At 54.3% G+C, this 18,670-nt stretch carries 22 protein-coding genes; 12 read left to right on the forward strand and 10 right to left on the reverse strand.

All coding sequences use genetic code 11. The features are described from left to right. Nucleotides 1–19: 19 nt before the first annotated feature. From pdxH to anmK, 3 genes are all read right to left on the reverse strand, one after another. Nucleotides 20–676, reverse strand: a complete 657-nt coding sequence (gene pdxH / locus O1722_RS13310; protein WP_033487096.1) for a pyridoxamine 5'-phosphate oxidase — start codon at nucleotides 674–676, stop codon at nucleotides 20–22. Nucleotides 677–733: 57 nt separating this feature from the next. Then, a complete protein-coding gene (gene mliC, locus O1722_RS13315) occupies nucleotides 734–1,057 on the reverse strand; it encodes a C-type lysozyme inhibitor (protein WP_015570672.1) in 324 nt (107 codons plus the stop codon). Nucleotides 1,058–1,150: 93 nt separating this feature from the next. Beyond that, nucleotides 1,151–2,275, reverse strand: coding sequence for an anhydro-N-acetylmuramic acid kinase (gene anmK / locus O1722_RS13320; protein ID WP_033487098.1), 1,125 nt, complete (start codon nucleotides 2,273–2,275; stop codon nucleotides 1,151–1,153). A 255-nt stretch (nucleotides 2,276–2,530) separates the two neighbouring features. On the opposite strand from anmK, the gene slyB reads away from it, so the two are divergent. Then, nucleotides 2,531–2,998: an outer membrane lipoprotein SlyB gene (slyB, locus tag O1722_RS13325; protein WP_003857604.1), complete on the forward strand. Its 468-nt coding sequence runs from the start codon at nucleotides 2,531–2,533 to the stop codon at nucleotides 2,996–2,998. A 192-nt stretch (nucleotides 2,999–3,190) separates the two neighbouring features. Continuing rightward, nucleotides 3,191–4,555, forward strand: a complete 1,365-nt coding sequence (locus O1722_RS13330; RefSeq protein ID WP_033487099.1) for a sensor domain-containing diguanylate cyclase — start codon at nucleotides 3,191–3,193, stop codon at nucleotides 4,553–4,555. 35 nt (nucleotides 4,556–4,590) lie between these two features. Here the strand turns inward: O1722_RS13330 and slyA are convergent, their stop codons facing one another. Then, nucleotides 4,591–5,031, reverse strand: coding sequence for a transcriptional regulator SlyA (gene slyA / locus O1722_RS13335; protein WP_006808997.1), 441 nt, complete (start codon nucleotides 5,029–5,031; stop codon nucleotides 4,591–4,593). Nucleotides 5,032–5,218: 187 nt separating this feature from the next. Between slyA and O1722_RS13340 the strand changes: the two genes are divergently transcribed. The 3 genes from O1722_RS13340 to O1722_RS13350 are packed head-to-tail and all read left to right on the forward strand — an operon-like array spanning nucleotide 5,219 to nucleotide 8,351. After that, on the forward strand, nucleotides 5,219–5,455 hold the full coding sequence (locus tag O1722_RS13340) for a DUF1656 domain-containing protein (protein ID WP_003857607.1): 237 nt from the start codon (nucleotides 5,219–5,221) through the stop codon (nucleotides 5,453–5,455). A 2-nt stretch (nucleotides 5,456–5,457) separates the two neighbouring features. Next, the gene (locus O1722_RS13345) at nucleotides 5,458–6,318 is read left to right on the forward strand and encodes an efflux RND transporter periplasmic adaptor subunit (RefSeq protein WP_026080710.1); all 861 of its coding nucleotides are present in this window, start codon (nucleotides 5,458–5,460) and stop codon (nucleotides 6,316–6,318) included. Next, complete coding sequence (locus O1722_RS13350) at nucleotides 6,318–8,351, forward strand: FUSC family protein (protein WP_033487290.1); 2,034 nt, start codon at nucleotides 6,318–6,320, stop codon at nucleotides 8,349–8,351. Before O1722_RS13345 ends, O1722_RS13350 begins: the two co-directional genes overlap by 1 nt. On the opposite strand, the gene sodC is transcribed toward O1722_RS13350, so the two are convergent. The 3 genes from sodC to O1722_RS13365 form a co-directional block, all read right to left on the reverse strand. Then, nucleotides 8,330–8,848, reverse strand: coding sequence for a superoxide dismutase [Cu-Zn] SodC (gene sodC / locus O1722_RS13355; protein ID WP_023303563.1), 519 nt, complete (start codon nucleotides 8,846–8,848; stop codon nucleotides 8,330–8,332). The genes O1722_RS13350 and sodC overlap by 22 nt on opposite strands. A gap of 81 nt (nucleotides 8,849–8,929) precedes the next feature. Continuing rightward, the gene (locus O1722_RS13360; protein ID WP_033487101.1) at nucleotides 8,930–9,826 is read right to left on the reverse strand and encodes an aldo/keto reductase; all 897 of its coding nucleotides are present in this window, start codon (nucleotides 9,824–9,826) and stop codon (nucleotides 8,930–8,932) included. Nucleotides 9,827–9,874: 48 nt separating this feature from the next. Then, on the reverse strand, nucleotides 9,875–10,114 hold the full coding sequence (locus O1722_RS13365) for a DUF1289 domain-containing protein (RefSeq protein WP_017384600.1): 240 nt from the start codon (nucleotides 10,112–10,114) through the stop codon (nucleotides 9,875–9,877). A 147-nt stretch (nucleotides 10,115–10,261) separates the two neighbouring features. Between O1722_RS13365 and eptA the strand changes: the two genes are divergently transcribed. The 5 genes from eptA to rnt all read left to right on the forward strand — a co-directional run bounded on the left by eptA (nucleotide 10,262) and on the right by rnt (nucleotide 14,942). Next, nucleotides 10,262–11,887, forward strand: a complete 1,626-nt coding sequence (gene eptA, locus O1722_RS13370) for a phosphoethanolamine transferase EptA (RefSeq protein ID WP_032619787.1) — start codon at nucleotides 10,262–10,264, stop codon at nucleotides 11,885–11,887. A 41-nt stretch (nucleotides 11,888–11,928) separates the two neighbouring features. Next, entirely contained in the window at nucleotides 11,929–12,528 is a 600-nt protein-coding gene (locus tag O1722_RS13375) for a TetR/AcrR family transcriptional regulator (RefSeq protein ID WP_033487102.1), read from the forward strand. Between the two features lie 53 nt (nucleotides 12,529–12,581). Then, nucleotides 12,582–13,679 (forward strand): alkene reductase, encoded by a 1,098-nt coding sequence (gene nemA, locus O1722_RS13380; RefSeq protein ID WP_033487103.1) that lies wholly within the window; start codon nucleotides 12,582–12,584, stop codon nucleotides 13,677–13,679. Nucleotides 13,680–13,778: 99 nt separating this feature from the next. Then, the gene (gloA, locus tag O1722_RS13385; protein ID WP_003857623.1) at nucleotides 13,779–14,186 is read left to right on the forward strand and encodes a lactoylglutathione lyase; all 408 of its coding nucleotides are present in this window, start codon (nucleotides 13,779–13,781) and stop codon (nucleotides 14,184–14,186) included. A 96-nt stretch (nucleotides 14,187–14,282) separates the two neighbouring features. Then, on the forward strand, nucleotides 14,283–14,942 hold the full coding sequence (rnt, locus tag O1722_RS13390) for a ribonuclease T (RefSeq protein ID WP_003857625.1): 660 nt from the start codon (nucleotides 14,283–14,285) through the stop codon (nucleotides 14,940–14,942). Between the two features lie 78 nt (nucleotides 14,943–15,020). Here rnt and grxD read toward each other — a convergent pair whose 3' ends face one another. Next, the gene (grxD, locus tag O1722_RS13395) at nucleotides 15,021–15,368 is read right to left on the reverse strand and encodes a monothiol glutaredoxin 4 (protein ID WP_003832760.1); all 348 of its coding nucleotides are present in this window, start codon (nucleotides 15,366–15,368) and stop codon (nucleotides 15,021–15,023) included. 338 nt (nucleotides 15,369–15,706) lie between these two features. Between grxD and O1722_RS13400 the strand changes: the two genes are divergently transcribed. After that, nucleotides 15,707–16,465, forward strand: a complete 759-nt coding sequence (locus O1722_RS13400; protein ID WP_017384605.1) for a C40 family peptidase — start codon at nucleotides 15,707–15,709, stop codon at nucleotides 16,463–16,465. A gap of 122 nt (nucleotides 16,466–16,587) precedes the next feature. Next, nucleotides 16,588–17,169, forward strand: coding sequence for a superoxide dismutase [Fe] (sodB, locus tag O1722_RS13405; RefSeq protein ID WP_033487105.1), 582 nt, complete (start codon nucleotides 16,588–16,590; stop codon nucleotides 17,167–17,169). A gap of 37 nt (nucleotides 17,170–17,206) precedes the next feature. Here the strand turns inward: sodB and O1722_RS13410 are convergent, their stop codons facing one another. Then, nucleotides 17,207–18,373 carry an MFS transporter gene (locus O1722_RS13410; RefSeq protein ID WP_017384607.1) on the reverse strand — a complete coding sequence of 389 codons (1,167 nt, stop codon included), beginning with the start codon at nucleotides 18,371–18,373 and terminating at the stop codon, nucleotides 17,207–17,209. Between the two features lie 161 nt (nucleotides 18,374–18,534). Continuing rightward, nucleotides 18,535–18,624 carry a cytochrome bd-I oxidase subunit CydH gene (cydH, locus tag O1722_RS13415; RefSeq protein ID WP_003857632.1) on the reverse strand — a complete coding sequence of 30 codons (90 nt, stop codon included), beginning with the start codon at nucleotides 18,622–18,624 and terminating at the stop codon, nucleotides 18,535–18,537. Nucleotides 18,625–18,670: the final 46 nt, after the last annotated feature.

Genomic DNA, 18,670 nt, shown 5'->3' on the forward strand with positions numbered 1-18,670 from the left:
AATCAACAAATTTTGGGGATTACGGGGCCAGTCTGTCGATTTTCCAGCCACCGTTGTCGCGCTGGTATAAAAAGCGGTCGTGGAGACGGTGTTCACCGCCCTGCCAGAATTCCATCTGCTCAATGGGGATGCGGAACCCGCCCCAGAAACTCGGCAGCGGTACTTCACCCTGCTGAAACTTCTGTTTGAGTTCGAGGAATTTACTTTCCAGCACACCGCGGGCTGAGATTCGGCTGGACTGTTTAGACACCCAGGCGCCGATCTGACTGTCGCGCGGGCGACTGTGGAAATATTTTACCACTTCGAGCGTAGAGAGGCGCTCCGCCTTGCCGGTGACCATCACCTGGCGCTCCAGCATATGCCACGGGAAGAGCAGGCTAATACGCGGATTATTTTCAAGGTGATGCGCTTTACGACTGCCAAGATTGGTGTAGAACACCAGCCCTTTCTCGTCATAATGCTTGAGAAGAACGATGCGTTGATACGGCTGACCATTTTCATCAACCGTGGCAACGACCATTGCCGTCGGGTCAGCCAGTTTCGCTTCGCAGGCCTGCTTCAGCCAGCGTTCAAAAAGCACCAGCGGTTCGGCGGGAAGATCCTGGCTGCGCAGACCGCCTTTGGTGTATTCACGGCGCAGATGCGCAATTTGCTGTAGTTCGTCGTTATCTGACATGGCGTTAGCTGAAAGTGAGATTGGGTGGCGCTATTGTGCGCGCCCCCTTCAAAAATCTCAACGCTTCGGATTTTCAAGCTGACAATTGTTCAGCACAATGCGGTCACGCTTGTAGACGGTGGCGCTGTCGCCTTTCGACCAGAAGACGTAGATCCCGTCTGAGTAGCGCGCACCGGAGGCCGACATTCCCTGCTTCAGCGTTAACAACTTATTGTCATAAACAAAGCTGGCTTCCTGATGCGGGTTGTTCAGCTTCACCGTCAGCGGTTTTTCATCACAACGATATTCCAGCGTATCGGTTTGCATACGCTCAACGAACTGGTTATAGACGCTGCATCCGGTCATAAGAAAAGGTACAGCAATGAGAAGAAGTTTTTTCATGGGCAGATTCCGAAGACTATCCTGGTCCTGGAGGGCCTAACCGCCCTCCTGTTTCTCCCTATTTTACGGGTTACGCCTCCCGCTGAATTTCAGTTAACTCTGATTATGGCGCGGGTTTGCGGGGAAAATGGCCCCAAGGACGCTCGCCTCCCGCGCACCGGTTACGGAGGGTAAATTCCCCGGCAGACCGGCAACCGTACGCCAGGCAAGCCAGGCGAAGGCCAGCGCTTCCATATCGTCTCCGCTGATCCCGGCTTCATCAGTGGTCGTGACTTCGGTGCCTGGCAGCAAGGCGGCGAGGCGTGCCATCACCAGCGGGTTGCGGCTTCCGCCTCCGCATACCAGCAAGCGCTCACATCCGCCGCTCAGCAACACCTGTTCAGAAATCGACACCGCGGCGAGCTCCGTCAGCGTAGCCTGCACATCCTGAGGCGCAAGACCGGGGAAGCGCGCCAGCTGACGTTCAAGCCAGCCGTAGTTGAAATATTCCCGCCCCGTGCTTTTCGGCGCGGGCAGAGCAAAGAAAGGATCGCTTAACAGGGTTTGCAGCAAGGGAAGGATCACTTTCCCCTGGCTGGCCCACTGCGCGTCTTTGTCGTAGGCTTTACCGCTCTGGCGCCAAATCCAGGCATCCATCAGCATATTACCAGGTCCGGTATCGTACCCCCGCACGGGCTGCCCGGGAATAAGCATCGACAGGTTGGCGATCCCGCCGATGTTCAGGACCATCCTGCGCTCTACCGGGTGCGCCAGCAGCGCCTGATGAAATGCCGGAACCAGCGGCGCCCCCTGCCCGCCGAGGGCCATATCGCGACGACGGAAATCACCCACCACCGTCACGCCGGTTTTTGCCACAATCTGGTTGTTATCGCCAATTTGCATCGTGTGCGGCGCCTCGCCGACAGGTTCATGCCAGACGGTCTGCCCATGGCAACCTATTGCCACGATATCCTGCGGGTGGAGTCTTTCCTGCTGCATCAGGGCCAGTACCGCCTCAGCAAACAGCGCCCCCAGACGCACATCCAGTTGGCCCAGTTGGGAAAGCGTCAGCTGTTGTCCCTGGCAGATGTTCAGGATCTCTTCTTTTAACGAGACAGGAATAGGCCAGGTCAGGCTTGCCTGCTGCGCCACCATGTTTTCATCAATGGCGGCCAGAACGACATCCACACCGTCAAGACTGGTACCAGACATCATACCGATATAGCGACCCGATTTCATGCGCTTTCCTTACGTTACATGGGCTAAGTGCAAACACTCCATCATAAATAACGCGGCTTTGCTATGCGGTGATAATATTTTTTAACAATCTCAGACCTGTAGCACAGACGGTTTTTGTTTATGTCCCGTTAAGCCCTGTTGAAGTAAAATTTATCTATTCGGCATGCAAAGATATGAACTGTGGTCAGGAATGCCATATAATTTAGCCATAACGGATGCCCCAACCGGGCGTTTTTTGGTGAACAGGAGAGTCAAATGATTTTACGTGTACTGGGCGTTTCGCTGATTGGTTTAACACTGGCGGGTTGTGTGAATGACAGTTCACTCTCCGGCGACGTATATAGTGCTTCTGAAGCTAAACAGGTACAGAACGTGACATACGGTACTATCGTTAATGCCCGTCCTGTTCAGATTCAGGGTGGCGATGACACGAACGTGGTGGGCGCAATCGGTGGTGCTGTGCTGGGTGGTTTCCTGGGTAATACCATTGGCGGCGGCACCGGACGTTCTCTGGCTACCGCAGCGGGCGCAGTTGCAGGCGGCGTAGCGGGTCAGGGCGTTCAGGGTGCGATGAACAAAACTCAGGGCGTTGAGCTGGAAATCCGTAAAGACGATGGCAGCACCATTATGGTTGTGCAGAAACAGGGTAATACCCGCTTCTCTGCTGGCCAGCGTGTTGTACTGGCAAGCAACGGCAGCCAGGTTACCGTCTCCCCGCGCTAATATCCTGATGGATGTGGTCTGTTCAGACCGCATCCATTTAACAAAATCATCGTTTCCAACAATATATTTGCACAATACATTCACACGGTGAATTATTCATTTCATCTATTTTTGTCCGTGCGCAAAGTATTTTTTATTTACCTCGCTTAGACTCTTCGCAATCTCTTTTCTTTTTTAATTTTTAAATTCTCTATGCTTGCGATCTGTCGATTTGTAAAGAACCGCTTTGTGGCCTTCGCGCTTGGATGCATTGTTATCATTGCCGTATTACAAGCTTTTTTTATAAAACTTGTTGAATGGGTTCCTTCGTTTTCACCTTTGTTTTTCCCTACGCTGACGATATTTCTTCTGGTGTTTCATCTGTTTATTGCCTGTTTTATGGCAATGAAATACTGGTGCGACAGAAGGCGATTATATCTTGTTCCCATTGCCCTGGCCTTTGCCGGCTCAGCGTTATTGATGGTGGGGACTCTGTCCAGCTTCCCGGCCTGGCTTGATCTCTATCAGTTCAACGTGGCGAACTATAATGACGCCATGATTTTCTATATGTTCCGCCACTTTTTAATGGCGGTGCTGATAATCATCTCGGCATTGCTGTATACCCTGCGTACGTCCGCTCTCTCACGAAGCACCCACATCGTTATCGTTGTCGGCGCCTCGCTCTTTACGGGCAGTATGCTTGGGCTGGCATTGTTCTATTCCAGCCATTCAACCCTGCTCACACTGGACCTGGTAGACAATGAAACCCGACAGTTTATGGTTCTCTGGAGCCAGGCGATTAATATCATTTTGATCGTCCTGTGGGTAGTAACGTTAATCACCCTGATGGCCATTACCCGCGTGAGGAATTTGTTTTGGGTCGGCGGCAATTTTTTATGCGTCTGTTATATCGTCACCCTGCTCATGCTATTGTTAGGCGGACACGCTGAAGATATTTCATGGTACCGGGCACGGTTATTCGAAACTGTCGCTACATTAATCATTATCTTCATCTTACTTTCCGATGTATTTAATTTGTATCGTGACTCGCATGTAAAATATCAGCAGTCTTATCAAAACTCGATCCGCGATCCCCTCACCCGTCTGTATAATCGTAGCTATTTCTATGATTCATTAAACCACGCGCTGAGTACAGCAACCCTGGCGCACCCGGTATCGGTGATCGTGAGCGATCTTGACCGTTTCAAACGCATTAACGACTGCTACGGCCATTTGCAGGGGGATAAGGTTTTACAGTTTGTCTCAAACCTGTTGACCGATTCAGTGCGACCGCAGGATATCGCAGCGCGGATCGGCGGCGAAGAATTTGTGCTCATGCTGACAAATACCCCTTCCGATCTTGCGCAACAGGTTGCCGAACGCATACGTCTCAAATTGAGCGGTTTCGACAACGTCAGCAGCGGCGGTTATCTCCCGGAACCGATTACTATCAGTATGGGGGTATTCACCGCCACCTCGCCGGAGACCAGCGCTGAAACCTGTGTGGAAAGCGCGGATAAAGCCATGTACGAGGCAAAAGAGACGGGCCGCAACCGGGTGGTGGTGTTCAGAACATGACAAAGGCCTTGCACCAGCAAGGCCTGTGAATAACGTCAGTCGCGCGACTGTAAATCGTGGATGTTTTGTTCAAGACGGGCGATGAGTCCGATCAGCATCTCCAGCTCAGCGGGGGAAATACCGGCCAGGATCTCCCCTCGCGTTTTACTGATGACGGTCTCCATCTCAGTAATAATCGGGGCCGCTTTTTCCGTCAATTTAATCCGCTTGGCGCGACGATCGCTGGCGCAGGTTTGTCGGGAGATGAGTCCCTTCTCTTCCAGCTGGTCAAGGGTACGCACCAGAGAAGGCTGCTCAATACCAATCGCTTTTGCCAGTTGGATCTGTGACTGATCGGGCGGGAGCTGATGAATGTTATGCAGCGTAACCCAGTGCGTCTGCGTAAGTTCCAGAGGTTTCAGGCGATGGTCAATCAGAGCACGCCAGATGCGTACCAACCTTGCCAGATCAGAACCTAATGGCGATTCCAATTTCATCTCCTTATAATTAGCTTGCTAAGTGATTATAGTGATTTTAGAATAGTTTGCAGTATTTGTATTGCCAAAACAAATGCAATCACGGTATTCATCATTCCTTAAAGGATGATTTACACTGAATGGTAATTCGCCATCGCATTGAAATCTGCCAATGTGGCCCTCATTCCACCGCAAAGGATCGCTGCTTGTGACGTTGTTTTCCTTCTCCGCAGGGTTGCCCCTCCAGGATTTGATTGTTGGCGCATCGGTCTACTTTCCGCCACTGTTTAAAGCCGTGATGGTCGGTTTTGTAATCTGGCTCATTGCGCATCGTCTGCTGCGCGACTGGATGTATTCCGGTGAAATCTGGCACCCGATGTTAATGGATCTCTCCCTGTTTACCCTCTCCGTCTGTCTTGGCCTTGCCGTGTTAACCGTGTGGTGAGAATAGCATTGAAAACGTTAAAATATTTTTCCACTCTTTTCGTTTTAGCGCTGGCGGTGATGGCCGGCTGGTGGCTCTGGAATTATTACATGCAGTCGCCCTGGACGCGTGACGGCAAGATCCGCGCGGAACAGGTCAGCATCACGCCACAGGTGTCCGGCAGTATCAGCGCGCTGCTGGTGAAGGACAACCAGTACGTTCATGCGGGCGATGTGCTATTCCGTATCGATGAGACCCCTTTCCACATTGCGGTACTTAATGCCCAGGCGCAGCTCGCAAAAGCTCAATCAGATCTGGCAAAAGCCAATAACGAAGCCGAACGCCGCCGCCATCTGTCGAGAAATTATATCTCTGCGGAGGATCTCGATACCGCCAATATCAATGTAAAAGCCATGCAGGCCAGCCTGAAGGTTGCAGAGGCAACGCTGAAACAGGCCGAGTGGCAACTGACCCAGACCGTGGTCAAAGCCCCGGTGGATGGATGGATCACGAGCCTGTCTACCCGTGTGGGTGATTACGCCACCACAGGCCAGCCGGTCTTCGCCCTGGTCGATAGCCACTCTTTCTATGTTGTAGGTTATTTTGAAGAGACCAAGCTGCGCCATATCCGCGAGGGAGCGCCTGCCCGGATCACGCTTTACAGCGGCGCAGAAACGTTACAGGGTCACGTTAGCAGCATAGGTCGGGCAATATACGATCAGAGCGTGGAAACCGATTCTGGCCTGGTGCCTGACATCAAACCCAACGTCCCGTGGGTGCGCCTGGCTCAGCGGGTGCCTGTTCGCGTCGAGTTTGATCAACTGCCGAAAGACATTACCCTGGTCTCTGGCACAACCTGCACCGTCGCCATCGGATCGCGATGATGAACTTTGGGGCTTTCTCCTGGCGCAATACGCCGTGGATAAAAGCGACACGGCCGCAGTGGCGTTACGCGCTGCGCAACGGCATCGCCATGTGCCTTGCGCTTACGGTTGCCTATTATCTGAATCTGGATGAGCCTTACTGGGCGATGACCTCTGCGGCGGTCGTCAGCTTCCCTACCGTCGGGGGCGTTATCAGTAAAAGCCTCGGGCGCGTGGCGGGTAGCCTGCTGGGGGCAACCGCCGCACTGCTTCTTGCCGGCCATACCCTGAACGATCCCTGGCTCTTTCTGTTAAGCATGTCGGCATGGCTGGGGCTGTGTACCTGGGCCTGCGCCCATTTTACCAATAACGTTGCCTATGCGTTTCAACTGGCGGGTTACACCGCGGCCATTATCGCCTTTCCGGTCGTCAACGTGCTGGATACCACCGAGCTGTGGGATATCGCCCAGGCACGCGTGTGTGAAGTGATGGTCGGCATTCTGTGCGGAGGCGTCATGATGATGATCCTGCCCAGTACCTCAGATGGCACTACGCTTATCACCGCCCTTAAAACGATGCACGCACGTTTGCTGGAACATGCCAGCCTGCTCTGGCAGCCTGACAGCAGCGATGACATCCGCCTCGCGCACGAAAAGGTCATCGGCCAGATCCTGACCATGAACCTGTTGCGCATCCAGGCTTTCTGGAGCCACTACCGTTTTCGTCGCCAGAACACGCTTCTGAACTATTTACTGCACCAGCAATTGCGGATGACGAGCGCGATCTCAAGCCTTCGCCGGATGTTGCTGAACTGGCCTGCACCGCCAGCCCATACCCGGGAGATTATCGAGGCGCTGCTCGCCGCTCTTGCGCGTCCGGATGCCGATATCTATACCGTGGCCCGCATTATCGCGCCGCTCGCCCCAACGGATGAATATGACTACAGGCACCGTGCCTTCTGGCAGCGTCTGAACTATTTCTGCCGCCTGTATCTGCGCAGCAGCCGCTGGTTAAAAGCCGTCGAGAATGCCACGCCCGTCACCGAATTTTCCGTTCCCGGTAGTCCTGCTCTGGCGCGCCATACCGACGCAATGGAGGCGCTGTGGAGCGGTTTTCGTACGTTTTGTGCGTTGACGGCCGTGGGCGCATGGGCCATCACCACGCAATGGGATGCGGGCAGTGCGGCCCTGACGCTTGCGGCAATCAGCTGCGTGCTCTATTCCGTCGCCGCTTCCCCCTTTAATTCCCTTACGCTTCTGCTGCGTACGCTGGTACTGCTGTCGCTATTCAGCTTCGTGGTGAAATTTGGTTTGATGGTGCAGATAACCGACCTCTGGCAATTTCTGCTGTTTCTCTTCCCGCTATTAACCACCATGCAGTTGCTCAAACTGCAAATGCCTAAACTGGCCGGTCTGTGGGGTCAGTTGATTGTTTTTATGGGCTCATTTATCTCTGTAACGAATCCACCGGTTTACGATTACGCTGATTTTCTCAACGACAACCTGGCGAAGATCCTCGGCGTGGGGCTGGCGTGGCTGGCTTTCGCTGTGCTACGCCCGGGCTCGGACGCGCGTAAAAGCCGCAGGCATATTCGGGAGTTGCGCAGGGGTTTTGTCGATCAGCTGAGCCGCAGGCCGCATCTGCGCGAAAGCGAGTATGAATCGCTGGTTTACCATCATGTCAGCCAGCTGAACAACAGCCAGGATTCACTCTCCCGTCGCTGGCTGCTGCGCTGGGGCGTGGTGCTGTTAAACTGTTCGCACGTGGTGTGGCAACTGCGCGCCTGGGAGACGCGTTCCGATCCGCTGTCGCAGGTCCGTGATAACTGTATTTCCATGCTCCGAGATGTGATGAGCGAGCGCGGGGTGCAGCAGCGCCCCCTGAGCGTCACGCTCGCCGAGCTTCAGCGTATTTGCGACGCGCTGGCGCACCATCATCAGCCTGCGGCCCGCGATCTGGCGTCCATTATCTGGCGGCTGCACTGCTCCCTGTCACAGCTTGAACAGGCGCCGCCACCCGGAACGATTGGCGATCAGATCACCCCGCAGGCATAGCGCGCCCCGCCGCCGCCAAGCGGTTTAGGCTGATCGGACATGTTATCGCCGCCCACGTGGACCATCAGCGCCTTGCCTTTGACCTCGTCAAGCTTTTTGAGTCGTGGCGCCACAACCGGATCGGTGGCTTTACCATCGTTATTTACCACCAGCACCGGCAAATCGCCGAGGTGCCCCATCCCTTCCGGGCCTTCATGCTTACCGGAGTTGTGCGGGTCGAGATGCCCCCCTGCGGCTTCCGCAGCTGTTGGTTTCCCCTCTTTCATCGCGGGTTGACAGCTGCCTTTGGCATGAACGTGAAAACCATGTTCGCCGGGTGGAAGAGCCTTGAGATCGGGAGCAAATTCCAGCCCTTTATCGGTTTCGGTGATTTTCACCGTCCCGATGGACTGGCCTACCCCCTGAGAAGTGACGAGATTCATTTCAACGTCCTCGCTGGCTGCCTGCGCACCTGCGCAAACAACCAGCGTGACCATTGCCAGAGCAAAACGCTTCATAAGACCTCCACGGGTTATTTTTTGCACCTTAAGTCTATACCAGCGGCGCAGATTTCACCGGAAAGTCAGGTTCAGGCGTGCTCAGGGTACGTCGTAGCCCAGCGCCGCCTTGCGGATGCGGAACCACTGCTGACGCGTCATATCCAGCTCCTCAGCCACAAGCGCAGCGCGGACGCGCTCAATTTTGCCGGAGCCAATAATTGGCAGCGGTTTAGACGGCAGGCGCAGGATCCAGGCGTAAACCACCTGCTCGATACTCTCCGCATTCAGTTCGCGCGCCACCATTTCAAGCTCGTTACGCAGCGGCTGGAATGCCTCATCGTTAAACAGGCGGCCGCCTCCCAGACAGGACCATGCCATTGGACGGATGCGCAGCTGTTGCAGTTGGTCGAGCGTGCCATCCAGCAGCAGCGGCTGATGAACAGGCGAGATCTCCACCTGATTCGTCGCCAGCGTAAACGGCAGGCGAGACTGCAATAGCGCAAACTGTGCCGGGGTGAAGTTAGACACGCCAAAATGGCGCACTTTGCCGCTCTGGTGCAGCGTCAGGAAGGCTTCCGCGACCTCATCCGCATCCATCAACGGATCGGGTCGGTGGATCAGCAGCAGGTCGATACGATCGGTGGCCAGGTTAATCAGTGACTGCTCGGCGCTTTTAACGATATGCGCGCTGTCAGTGATGTAATGCCCAAGCGCATGCTCCGGTTTTGCTGTGGTGGCAATACCGCATTTGGTCACAATCTCCATACGTTCACGCAGCGCCGGCGCACGCTTCAGCGCTTCGCCAAAGGCAGCCTCGCACTGATAGCCGCCATAAATATCAGCGTGATCGACGGTGGTGATCCCGAGATCGAGATGCTCTTCTATAAAGTCCGCCAGCTGGACCGGAGACATATTCCAGTCCATAAGGCGCCAGTAGCCCATAACAAATCGGGAGAACTCCGGGCCCTGCGGGGCAAGGGTAATACGCTGAACCATAACATTTTCCTCAAGGAAGTCATGTCACCAGTATACGCAATTACCCTGCTAAAACAGTGAAGGTTGCTGAGGTTCTTCGCTTTCAACCGCTTTGTTTGCACGAATTTTACGCAGCAGACGCTGTCGACAGAGCCGTAAGACCTCCTGCTTTTGCGCGTCGCTGAAATTTTGCCAGTTAAAACGTTCATCGCGCGTGCGCATGCAGCCACGACAGTATCCTCGTTCATCTACCTGGCAAATACCCCGGCACGGGCTCTGGACAGGGAAAAACTCCAGTTGCTCTGCCACACCTACCTCCAGAACGTCATTATTCCCTACAGTGAAGACCCTAAATGGCTTGCATGCAAGGATGTGCGCCACAAACAGAGCATTAAGGTTTCGCTAATCTTCCCTTCTTATACTCGCCGCATTGATATAACGAATGGTCTGGTCATCATGTGGTTCACTAAAAAGTTACACTGTAACGATATAAAATTTACTCTGGGCTGTGCACTTTTCTTCACCGTACTGAATGCATTGTTTATCCAGCGCAGCTGGTCAATCATTGCGCCTGCACATCTGCACGATCTCCTGTTTGCTGCCAGCGTGCCGCTGGTGCTGTTCTGCGGCTGGGTGATTGTCTTCAGCCTGCTGAATATTCCCTTTATTCGCAAGCCGCTCATGATTGTCCTGACCCTGGGATGCGCCGCCGCAACCTGGTTTATGTATACCTATGGCACGGTTATCGATCAGAACATGATTGTGAACGTGTTCGAAACTAATTCCCAGGAAGCGACTGCCCTGGTGACGCCGCAGATGATCCTGTGGCTGGTCGTTGCGGGTCTGGTTCCATCGATTATTTTAGCCCTGACGCGCATTCGCACCGGAAAATGGTGGTATGCCCTCCTGACGCGTGTCGCCGCTATGCTGGGTGCGCTGCTGGTGATCATCCTGGTCGCGGCGGTGTTTTATAAAGACTATGCTTCTCTGTTCCGCAATAACAAAAGCATCGTCAAAATGGTTACCCCGGCGAATTACGTGAGCGCCGTGGTGAAATACAGCAAAATGCGCTGGTTTGCCGGCGACCAGACGCTGGTCCGCATTGGCGAGGATGCTCATAAAGGCGCGCTGATTTCCAGCCAACGCAAGAAAACCGTGCTGATTGTGGTGGTGGGCGAAGCCTCCCGCGCCGCAAACTACTCGTTAAATGGTTACCCGCGTGAAACCAACCCCGAGCTGAAAAAGCAGGATGTCATCAACTTCCCCCAGGCCTCCTCCTGTGGCACGGAAACCGCCGTTTCCGTCCCCTGCATGTTCTCCGGCATGACGCGGAAAAAATATGACGCGGACCTCGCCCATCACCAGGAAGGTCTGCTCGATGTACTTAACCATGCCGGTTTCAACCTGCTGTGGCGCGACAACGACGGCGGGTGTAAAGGCGCCTGCGACCGCGTGCCGCACACGGACATGACCCAGTGGAAACTGGATCAGTTCTGTAAGGACAAATCCTGTATCGACGACGTCAACCTCTACCGTCTGGACAACGTACTGGATGGAATAAAGCAGGATACGGTTCTGGTTATTCATCTGATGGGCAGCCACGGTCCGGCCTACTACAACCGTTATCCGGACAGCTTTCGCAAGTTCACCCCAACCTGCGATACCAATGAAATTCAGGATTGCGATCATCAGTCGCTGATCAATACCTATGACAACTCGATTTTGTATACCGACAGCGTGGTCAGCCGAACCATCGACGCGCTAAAAGCCCGGCAGGCCAACATGAACACGGCGCTCATTTACCTCTCCGATCACGGTGAATCGCTGGGTGAAAGCGGAATTTACCTGCACGGTACGCCGTATATGCTGGCCCCGGAGCAGCAAACGCATATTCCGTTTATGTTCTGGCTCTCCCCGGATTATGCGAAAAACTTCGGCGTAAACACGGATTGCCTGCGTGACCATGCCGCAAAAGAGGCGGTTTCACAGGACAATTTATTCGCCACCGTTCTGGGCATGATGGACGTGAAATCAGCGGTTTATCAACCGCAGCTGGATATTCTGTCGCAATGTCGTCGCTAAGCGGGCTTGCATTAGACCGAACGGTCTATTAGAGTAAGGGCATGAGCAGACACACTGAACACGATACACGAGAACATTTGCTGGCTACCGGCGAGCGTCTTTGCATGCATCGCGGGTTTACCGGTATGGGGCTGAGCGAGTTGTTAAAAACCGCTGAAGTACCTAAGGGATCGTTTTATCACTATTTTCGATCCAAAGAGGCGTTCGGCGTTGCCATGCTGGAGCGGCACTACGCCAGCTACCATCAGCGCCTGGCAACCCACTTCGCCAGCGGTGTAGGTGACTACCGGGATCGTGTTCTGAACTACTATCAGGAAACGCTGACGCAGTTCTGTCAGCAGGGCATCATCAGCGGCTGCCTGACGGTAAAACTGTCTGCCGAAGTGTGCGATCTCTCCGAAGATATGCGCACCGCAATGGATAAAGGGGCCAGCGGCGTTATTGCCCTGTTGGCTCAGGCGCTGGAGAGCGGGCGCAATGAAAAAACGCTCTCCTTCTCCGGCGATCCGCTCACGCAGGCACAGGTGCTCTATTCCCTCTGGTTAGGCGCCAACCTGCAAGCAAAAATGTCTCGCAGCGCCGTGCCGCTCGAAAGCGCGCTGGCGCATGTGAAAAACTGTATTACCGCGCCTGGCGTGTAGCCGGCGTTTTTATTTACCCTTTTACTAGTCGACTGGTCTACTCAGGAGCCGTTATGTCCGCTGAAAAGCTGTTTACCCCACTGAAAGTGGGTGCCGTTACTGCCCCAAACCGCGTGTTTATGGCCCCACTTACCCGTCTGCGCAGCATCGAGCCGGGCGATATCCCAACGCCATTGATGGGTGAGTATTACCGCCAGCGCGCCAGCGCGGGCCTGATTATCTCCGAAGCCACGCAGATTTCTGCTCAGGCAAAAGGCTACGCCGGTGCACCGGGTCTGCACAGCCCGGAACAGATCGCCGCGTGGAAAAAAATCACCGCAGGCGTGCATGCTGAAGATGGCCGTATTGCGGTTCAGCTGTGGCACACCGGTCGTATCTCACACAGCAGCATCCAGCCTGGCGGTCTGGCGCCGGTTTCTGCCTCTGCCCTGAACGCCAATACCCGCACTTCCCTGCGCGATGAAAACGGTAATGCGATCCGCGTCGACACCACCACGCCACGCGCGCTGGAGCTGGACGAGATCCCGGGTATCGTGAATGATTTCCGTCAGGCCGTCGCCAACGCCCGTGAAGCGGGCTTCGACCTGGTTGAGCTGCACTCTGCGCACGGTTACCTGCTGCATCAGTTCCTGTCCCCGTCTTCCAACCAGCGTACCGACCAGTACGGCGGCAGCGTTGAAAACCGCGCGCGTCTGGTGCTTGAAGTGGTGGATGCTGTCTGTAATGAGTGGAAGGCAGACCGCATTGGTATTCGTGTCTCCCCGATCGGTACTTTCCAGAACGTCGACAACGGTCCGAACGAAGAAGCAGACGCGCTGTATCTGATTGAAGAGCTGGCGAAACGCGGTATCGCCTATCTGCACATGTCCGAGCCGGACTGGGCAGGCGGCAAGCCTTACAGTGAAGCCTTCCGTCAGAAAGTGCGCGAGCGCTTCCACGGCGTGATTATCGGGGCGGGTGCGTATACGGCAGAGAAAGCCGAGGATTTGATCGGTAAAGGCCTGATCGACGCCGTGGCCTTTGGCCGTGACTACATTGCTAACCCGGATCTGGTTGCCCGTTTGCAGAAAAAAGCCGAACTGAACCCGCAGCGTCCTGAAAGCTTCTATGGCGGCGGCGCGGAAGGTTATACCGACTACCCTTCACTGTAATCCCGCTTTGTACATTGATAGCGGCGACCTTTCGCCGCTATACTAAAACATCGTTTCTGTTCAAAAAGATAATCCATTCCACTGGTTAATGAGGAAATTATGCGCCTACTTCACACCATGCTGCGCGTTGGCGACCTGCAACGTTCCATCGATTTCTACACTAACGTTCTGGGCATGAAGCTGCTGCGCACCAGCGAAAATCCGGAATATAAATACTCCCTGGCGTTTGTCGGTTACGGCCCGGAATCTGATGAAGCGGTCATCGAGCTGACCTACAACTGGGGCGTGGACAGCTACGAGCTGGGTACGGCTTACGGCCACATCGCGCTGGAAGTGGATAACGCCGCCGAAGCCTGCGAACGTATCCGCAGCAATGGCGGTAACGTCACCCGTGAAGCCGGTCCGGTTAAAGGCGGTACCACCGTAATTGCGTTTGTGGAAGATCCGGACGGTTATAAAATCGAACTGATCGAAGCCAAAGACGCTGGTCGCGGCCTGGGCAATTGATCCCGCAGGGCGCACTTTGCGCCCGTTGTTTTGCTGCATCGCCTCTCAAAATTTGCCATAATGCGCACTGCTTTTTCCCCCTTGTAAGAGACCCTGATGTCCGATAACGCTCAATTTACCGGTCTGTGCGACCGTTTTCGTGGTTTTTATCCCGTTGTCATTGATGTTGAAACAGCCGGATTTAACGCTAAAACCGATGCGCTGCTTGAGATTGCCGCCATCACGCTGAAGATGGATGAACAGGGCTGGCTTGTACCGGACACCACGCTGCATTTCCACGTTGAACCCTTTGAAGGGGCAAACTTACAGCCAGAGGCGCTGGCCTTTAACGGTATCGATCCGACAAACCCGCTGCGCGGGGCGGTAAGCGAATACGAGGCGCTGCACGCCATTTTCAAAATGGTGCGCAAAGGCATGAAAGAGAATGACTGTAGCCGCGCCATCATGGTGGCCCACAATGCCACCTTTGATCACAGCTTCACTATGGCTGCCGCCGAGCGTGCCTCGCTCAAGCGTAATCCATTCCATCCGTTTGTGACCTTCGACACCGCCGCGCTGAGCGGCCTGGCGCTGGGGCAAACCGTGCTCTCTAAAGCCTGCATCACGGCGGGTATTGCGTTTGACGGCACCCAGGCGCATTCCGCGTTATACGACACCGAGCGTACGGCGGAGCTGTTCTGTGAGATCGTCAACCGCTGGAAACGTCTCGGCGGCTGGCCGCTGCCGATGGGCGACGAGGCCGATCTTCAATCGTAGGTTGGGTAATCGATAGCCCCACAGGACAAAAAAAAGCGACCAACATAATGTGGTCGCTTTTTTATATCCGCAGAAAACTTACTCTGCGTCCGGCTCTTCGGTTTTATACTTCGCCGCAGTCTCTTTGATCAGCTGTTGCAGTTCGCCGCGCTGATACATTTCAATCAGGATGTCGCATCCGCCGACCAGTTCACCATCAACCCACAGCTGTGGGAAGGTCGGCCAGTTGGCGTATTTTGGCAGTTCAGCGCGAATGTCCGGGTTTTGCAGGATATCAACGTAAGCAAAACGCTCACCACAGGCGGACAGTGCCTGAACCGCTTGCGCGGAGAAGCCGCAGCTTGGCAGCTTCGGAGAACCTTTCATGTACAGGAGAATCGGGTTTTCAGCGATCTGGCGCTGAATTTTTTCAATAGTGGTGCTCATGTCTTGCTTCCTTTAACTTCTGTTACGGCATCAGTCTGACATTGTAGCGGGTCAGGCCGACATCGGAAAATAACATTTTTGTCACGTCTAATTATTTTATCGCTTATCGCATAAAGTTGCATTGCTAATGTCGTTTATCCCCAGACGAGGTGCGGTTTTGCTTAAGGAGCGAACAGGAGTGCGACAGAATGGTGAATTTTTTTGCACTTGCTAACGAAACATAATTTTTGAATGAAAAATGCTATTAACTTCTTCTGAATTTATGGATTAGAATCGACAGGTTTTGTAAATCTCAAGCGGGTATGCATTGTGGCCTGCATTTATCAGGGGACTGCCCAGTGGCGCGGATAACTAAAATCTCGATGACGCTCTGTGCTTTACTGTTTACCACACTCTCATTTACGCCAGCGGCGAACGCCTCTGAACAGGCGCGGCATTCTGCTGTACAAAAATCGCATCTGGCAAAAACCACAGAACGTAAGAAAAAAACCACCAGTAAAACAGTAAAGAAGAAAACCACCGCTCAGACCAAAAAGACCGCCTCCAGTAAACCCAAAACTCTCCGTTCCGGCACGCACAAAACCACCCGCACGACCGCCAGCCTGGTGAATGAAAAATGCACCGTGCGCAAAGGCCATAAAACGAAATGCGCAAAAGTGACGAAGCTGGCTGACGTGCATAAAGCGCGTATGCAGAAAGCGCAAAAAACGGCGATGAACAAACTGATGGGGCAAATAGGTAAACCGTATCGCTGGGGTGGCACCTCTCCGCGCACCGGTTTTGACTGTAGTGGGCTGGTTTATTATGCCTATAAAGATCTGGTGAAGTTTCGCATTCCACGCACCGCCAATGAGATGTACCATCTGCGCGACGCCGCGCCTGTAAACCGTGGCGAACTGCAAAATGGCGACCTGGTGTTCTTCCGCACCCAGGGACGCGGTACGGCCGATCACGTTGGGGTGTATGTGGGTAACGGTAAATTTATCCAGTCACCGCGCAGCGGTCAGGACATTCAGATCACCTCTCTCAGCGAAGATTATTGGGTGCGCCACTATGTGGGTGCGCGCCGCGTGATGACGCCAAAAACCATTCGCTAAACCCTGCCCTGCCGCCTCCATGGCAGGGTAAGTTCCTCTTTTGCATACCCTTTCAATTTGCTATTCTGTCCTTGTTGTCTGTAGGGTTATTGGCAACGTATAAAACTATAAGGAGAGAAGCAATGTCGTTCGAATTACCTGCACTACCGTATGCAAAAGACGCCCTGGCCCCGCATATTTCCGCGGAAACCCTGGAGTACCATTACGGCAAGCATCACCAGACCTATGTCACCAACCTGAACAATCTGATCAAGGGCACCGATTTTGAAGGCAAAACGCTGGAAGAGATCGTGCGCAGTTCAGACGGCGGCGTATTCAACAACGCCGCACAGGTGTGGAACCACACCTTCTACTGGCACTGCCTGGCCCCAAACGCAGGCGGAGAACCTACCGGTGAGCTGGCGGTAGCGATTAACGCCGCGTTCGGCAGTTTCGCGGATTTTAAAGCGAAGTTTACTGACGCAGCCGTTAAAAACTTTGGCTCCGGCTGGACCTGGCTGGTAAAAGAGGCTGATGGCAAACTGGCTATCGTTTCCACTTCTAATGCGGGTACCCCTCTTACCACCAGCGCCACGCCGCTGATGACCGTGGACGTATGGGAACACGCCTATTACATTGATTACCGTAATGCGCGCCCGAACTACCTGGAACACTTCTGGGCACTGGTTAACTGGGAATTTGTTGCGAAGAACTTCGCCGCGTAAGAGACACGCAGAAGGGGCAGCCCTTCTGCGTTTTTGTTTATTCCGCCGTACACACCGCTTCAGGCTGTTTACGACCAGACATCATCACCAGCAGCAGGCCGAGTGCAGCAATGATCGCCCCCATCACCGGCACAAAGCTGTAACCCAAACCACCTGAGATCACCGCCCCGCCCGCTGCGGCACCCAGCGCATTGCCCAGGTTAAACGCACCGATATTCACCGACGAAGAGAGCCCCGGCGCTTCGTGCGCAACGCGCATTACGCGCATCTGCAACGGTGGCACCACGGCAAAGGTTGCGGCGCCCCAAACCACCATGGCAATCGCGGCACCCACTTCGTTACGCGCCAGCCACGGAATCGCCACCATGATGACAATCAGCAGCGTTAAAAAACCTTTCAGTGTTCCACTGACGGAGCGGTCGGCAAATTTCCCGCCGAGATAGTTGCCAATCGAGAACCCGACACCAATTAGCACCAGCATCGCGGTAACAAAGAGTGGCGTTGCGTGGGTAATGTCGTGCAGCACCGGGGAGATATAGGTGTAGAGCGTAAACATCGCCCCGGCCCCCAGTACCGTGGTAAGCAGCGCGGACAACACCTGAGGACGCATCAGCACCGCCAGCTCTTTACGTACTTCCGGACGTTCTCCCGCACTTCCTTTCGGCAGTGAGAAGAACAGCGCAACCATCGCGACCACGCCCAGTCCGGCGGTTGCGAGGAAAGACATACGCCAGCCGATGGCTTCTCCCAGCCAGGTGGCAGCGGGAACGCCGCCGATATTAGCGATGGTGAGGCCCATGAACATAGTGGCTACCGCGCTGGCCTGCTTATGTTTTGGCACCACGCTGGCGGCAACAACCGAGCCCAGTCCGAAGAAGGCGCCATGGTTGAGGCTGGTCAGAATGCGCGAAAGCATCAGAGTGGTGTAATCGGGCGAAATTGCGGAAAGCACATTTCCGAGAGTGAAAATCGCCATCAGGAAAATCAGCGCATTGCGGCGAGCGCGGTGGGAAAGCAGCAGCGTCATCAGCGGCGCGCCCACCATCACGCCAATCGCGTAGGCGCTAATTAACATACCGGCCGCAGGAATTGAGACGTCCACACCCCGGGCGATAACAGGCAATAACCCCATAGGGGAGAATTCAGTGGTGCCAATCCCAAAGGCGCCAATCGCCAGGGCCAGCAGGGGAAAATTGATTTTCATGAAGAGACTCCGGATACCGTGCCATAACCCGGCACAGAACTAAGAAGTCAAAAGCATGACATCAATCACAAAAAATGAGAAGTTAACATTTTGGCAAAAGATTTTTGCCGGAGAGGTAACAATAGCGGCAAGAGAGGGAGAAGGTTCTCCCCCCTCCTGAATCAGTGCAGCGCAGCGGTTAAACCACCCGCAACAATCAGGGCAAGAACAACAATGGTGGTAAACAGCGAAAACTTCAGATCGGTACTCATCAATTTTTCTCCTTTTATTCACCCTACGAAAAGTGAGCTTGCTCAT

The organism is Enterobacter cloacae complex sp. HYC003_NIDB, from assembly GCF_056673375.1.

Excerpts from the sequence above, each read along its gene's own strand:
- rnt (WP_003857625.1), top strand. The coding sequence starts at position 14,283 with ATGTCCGATAACGCTCAATTTACCGGTCTGTGCGACCGTTTTCGTGGT.
- O1722_RS13350 (WP_033487290.1), top strand. The coding sequence starts at position 6,318 with ATGAACTTTGGGGCTTTCTCCTGGCGCAATACGCCGTGGATAAAAGCG.
- slyA (WP_006808997.1), bottom strand. The coding sequence starts at position 5,031 with ATGAAATTGGAATCGCCATTAGGTTCTGATCTGGCAAGGTTGGTACGC.
- nemA (WP_033487103.1), top strand. The coding sequence starts at position 12,582 with ATGTCCGCTGAAAAGCTGTTTACCCCACTGAAAGTGGGTGCCGTTACT.
- O1722_RS13330 (WP_033487099.1), top strand. The coding sequence starts at position 3,191 with ATGCTTGCGATCTGTCGATTTGTAAAGAACCGCTTTGTGGCCTTCGCG.
- O1722_RS13375 (WP_033487102.1), top strand. The coding sequence starts at position 11,929 with ATGAGCAGACACACTGAACACGATACACGAGAACATTTGCTGGCTACC.
- slyB (WP_003857604.1), top strand. The coding sequence starts at position 2,531 with ATGATTTTACGTGTACTGGGCGTTTCGCTGATTGGTTTAACACTGGCG.
- anmK (WP_033487098.1), bottom strand. The coding sequence starts at position 2,275 with ATGAAATCGGGTCGCTATATCGGTATGATGTCTGGTACCAGTCTTGAC.
- pdxH (WP_033487096.1), bottom strand. The coding sequence starts at position 676 with ATGTCAGATAACGACGAACTACAGCAAATTGCGCATCTGCGCCGTGAA.
- mliC (WP_015570672.1), bottom strand. The coding sequence starts at position 1,057 with ATGAAAAAACTTCTTCTCATTGCTGTACCTTTTCTTATGACCGGATGC.
- sodC (WP_023303563.1), bottom strand. The coding sequence starts at position 8,848 with ATGAAGCGTTTTGCTCTGGCAATGGTCACGCTGGTTGTTTGCGCAGGT.
- eptA (WP_032619787.1), top strand. The coding sequence starts at position 10,262 with ATGTGGTTCACTAAAAAGTTACACTGTAACGATATAAAATTTACTCTG.
- gloA (WP_003857623.1), top strand. The coding sequence starts at position 13,779 with ATGCGCCTACTTCACACCATGCTGCGCGTTGGCGACCTGCAACGTTCC.
- O1722_RS13410 (WP_017384607.1), bottom strand. The coding sequence starts at position 18,373 with ATGAAAATCAATTTTCCCCTGCTGGCCCTGGCGATTGGCGCCTTTGGG.
- cydH (WP_003857632.1), bottom strand. The coding sequence starts at position 18,624 with ATGAGTACCGATCTGAAGTTTTCGCTGTTTACCACCATTGTTGTTCTT.
- O1722_RS13360 (WP_033487101.1), bottom strand. The coding sequence starts at position 9,826 with ATGGTTCAGCGTATTACCCTTGCCCCGCAGGGCCCGGAGTTCTCCCGA.
- sodB (WP_033487105.1), top strand. The coding sequence starts at position 16,588 with ATGTCGTTCGAATTACCTGCACTACCGTATGCAAAAGACGCCCTGGCC.
- grxD (WP_003832760.1), bottom strand. The coding sequence starts at position 15,368 with ATGAGCACCACTATTGAAAAAATTCAGCGCCAGATCGCTGAAAACCCG.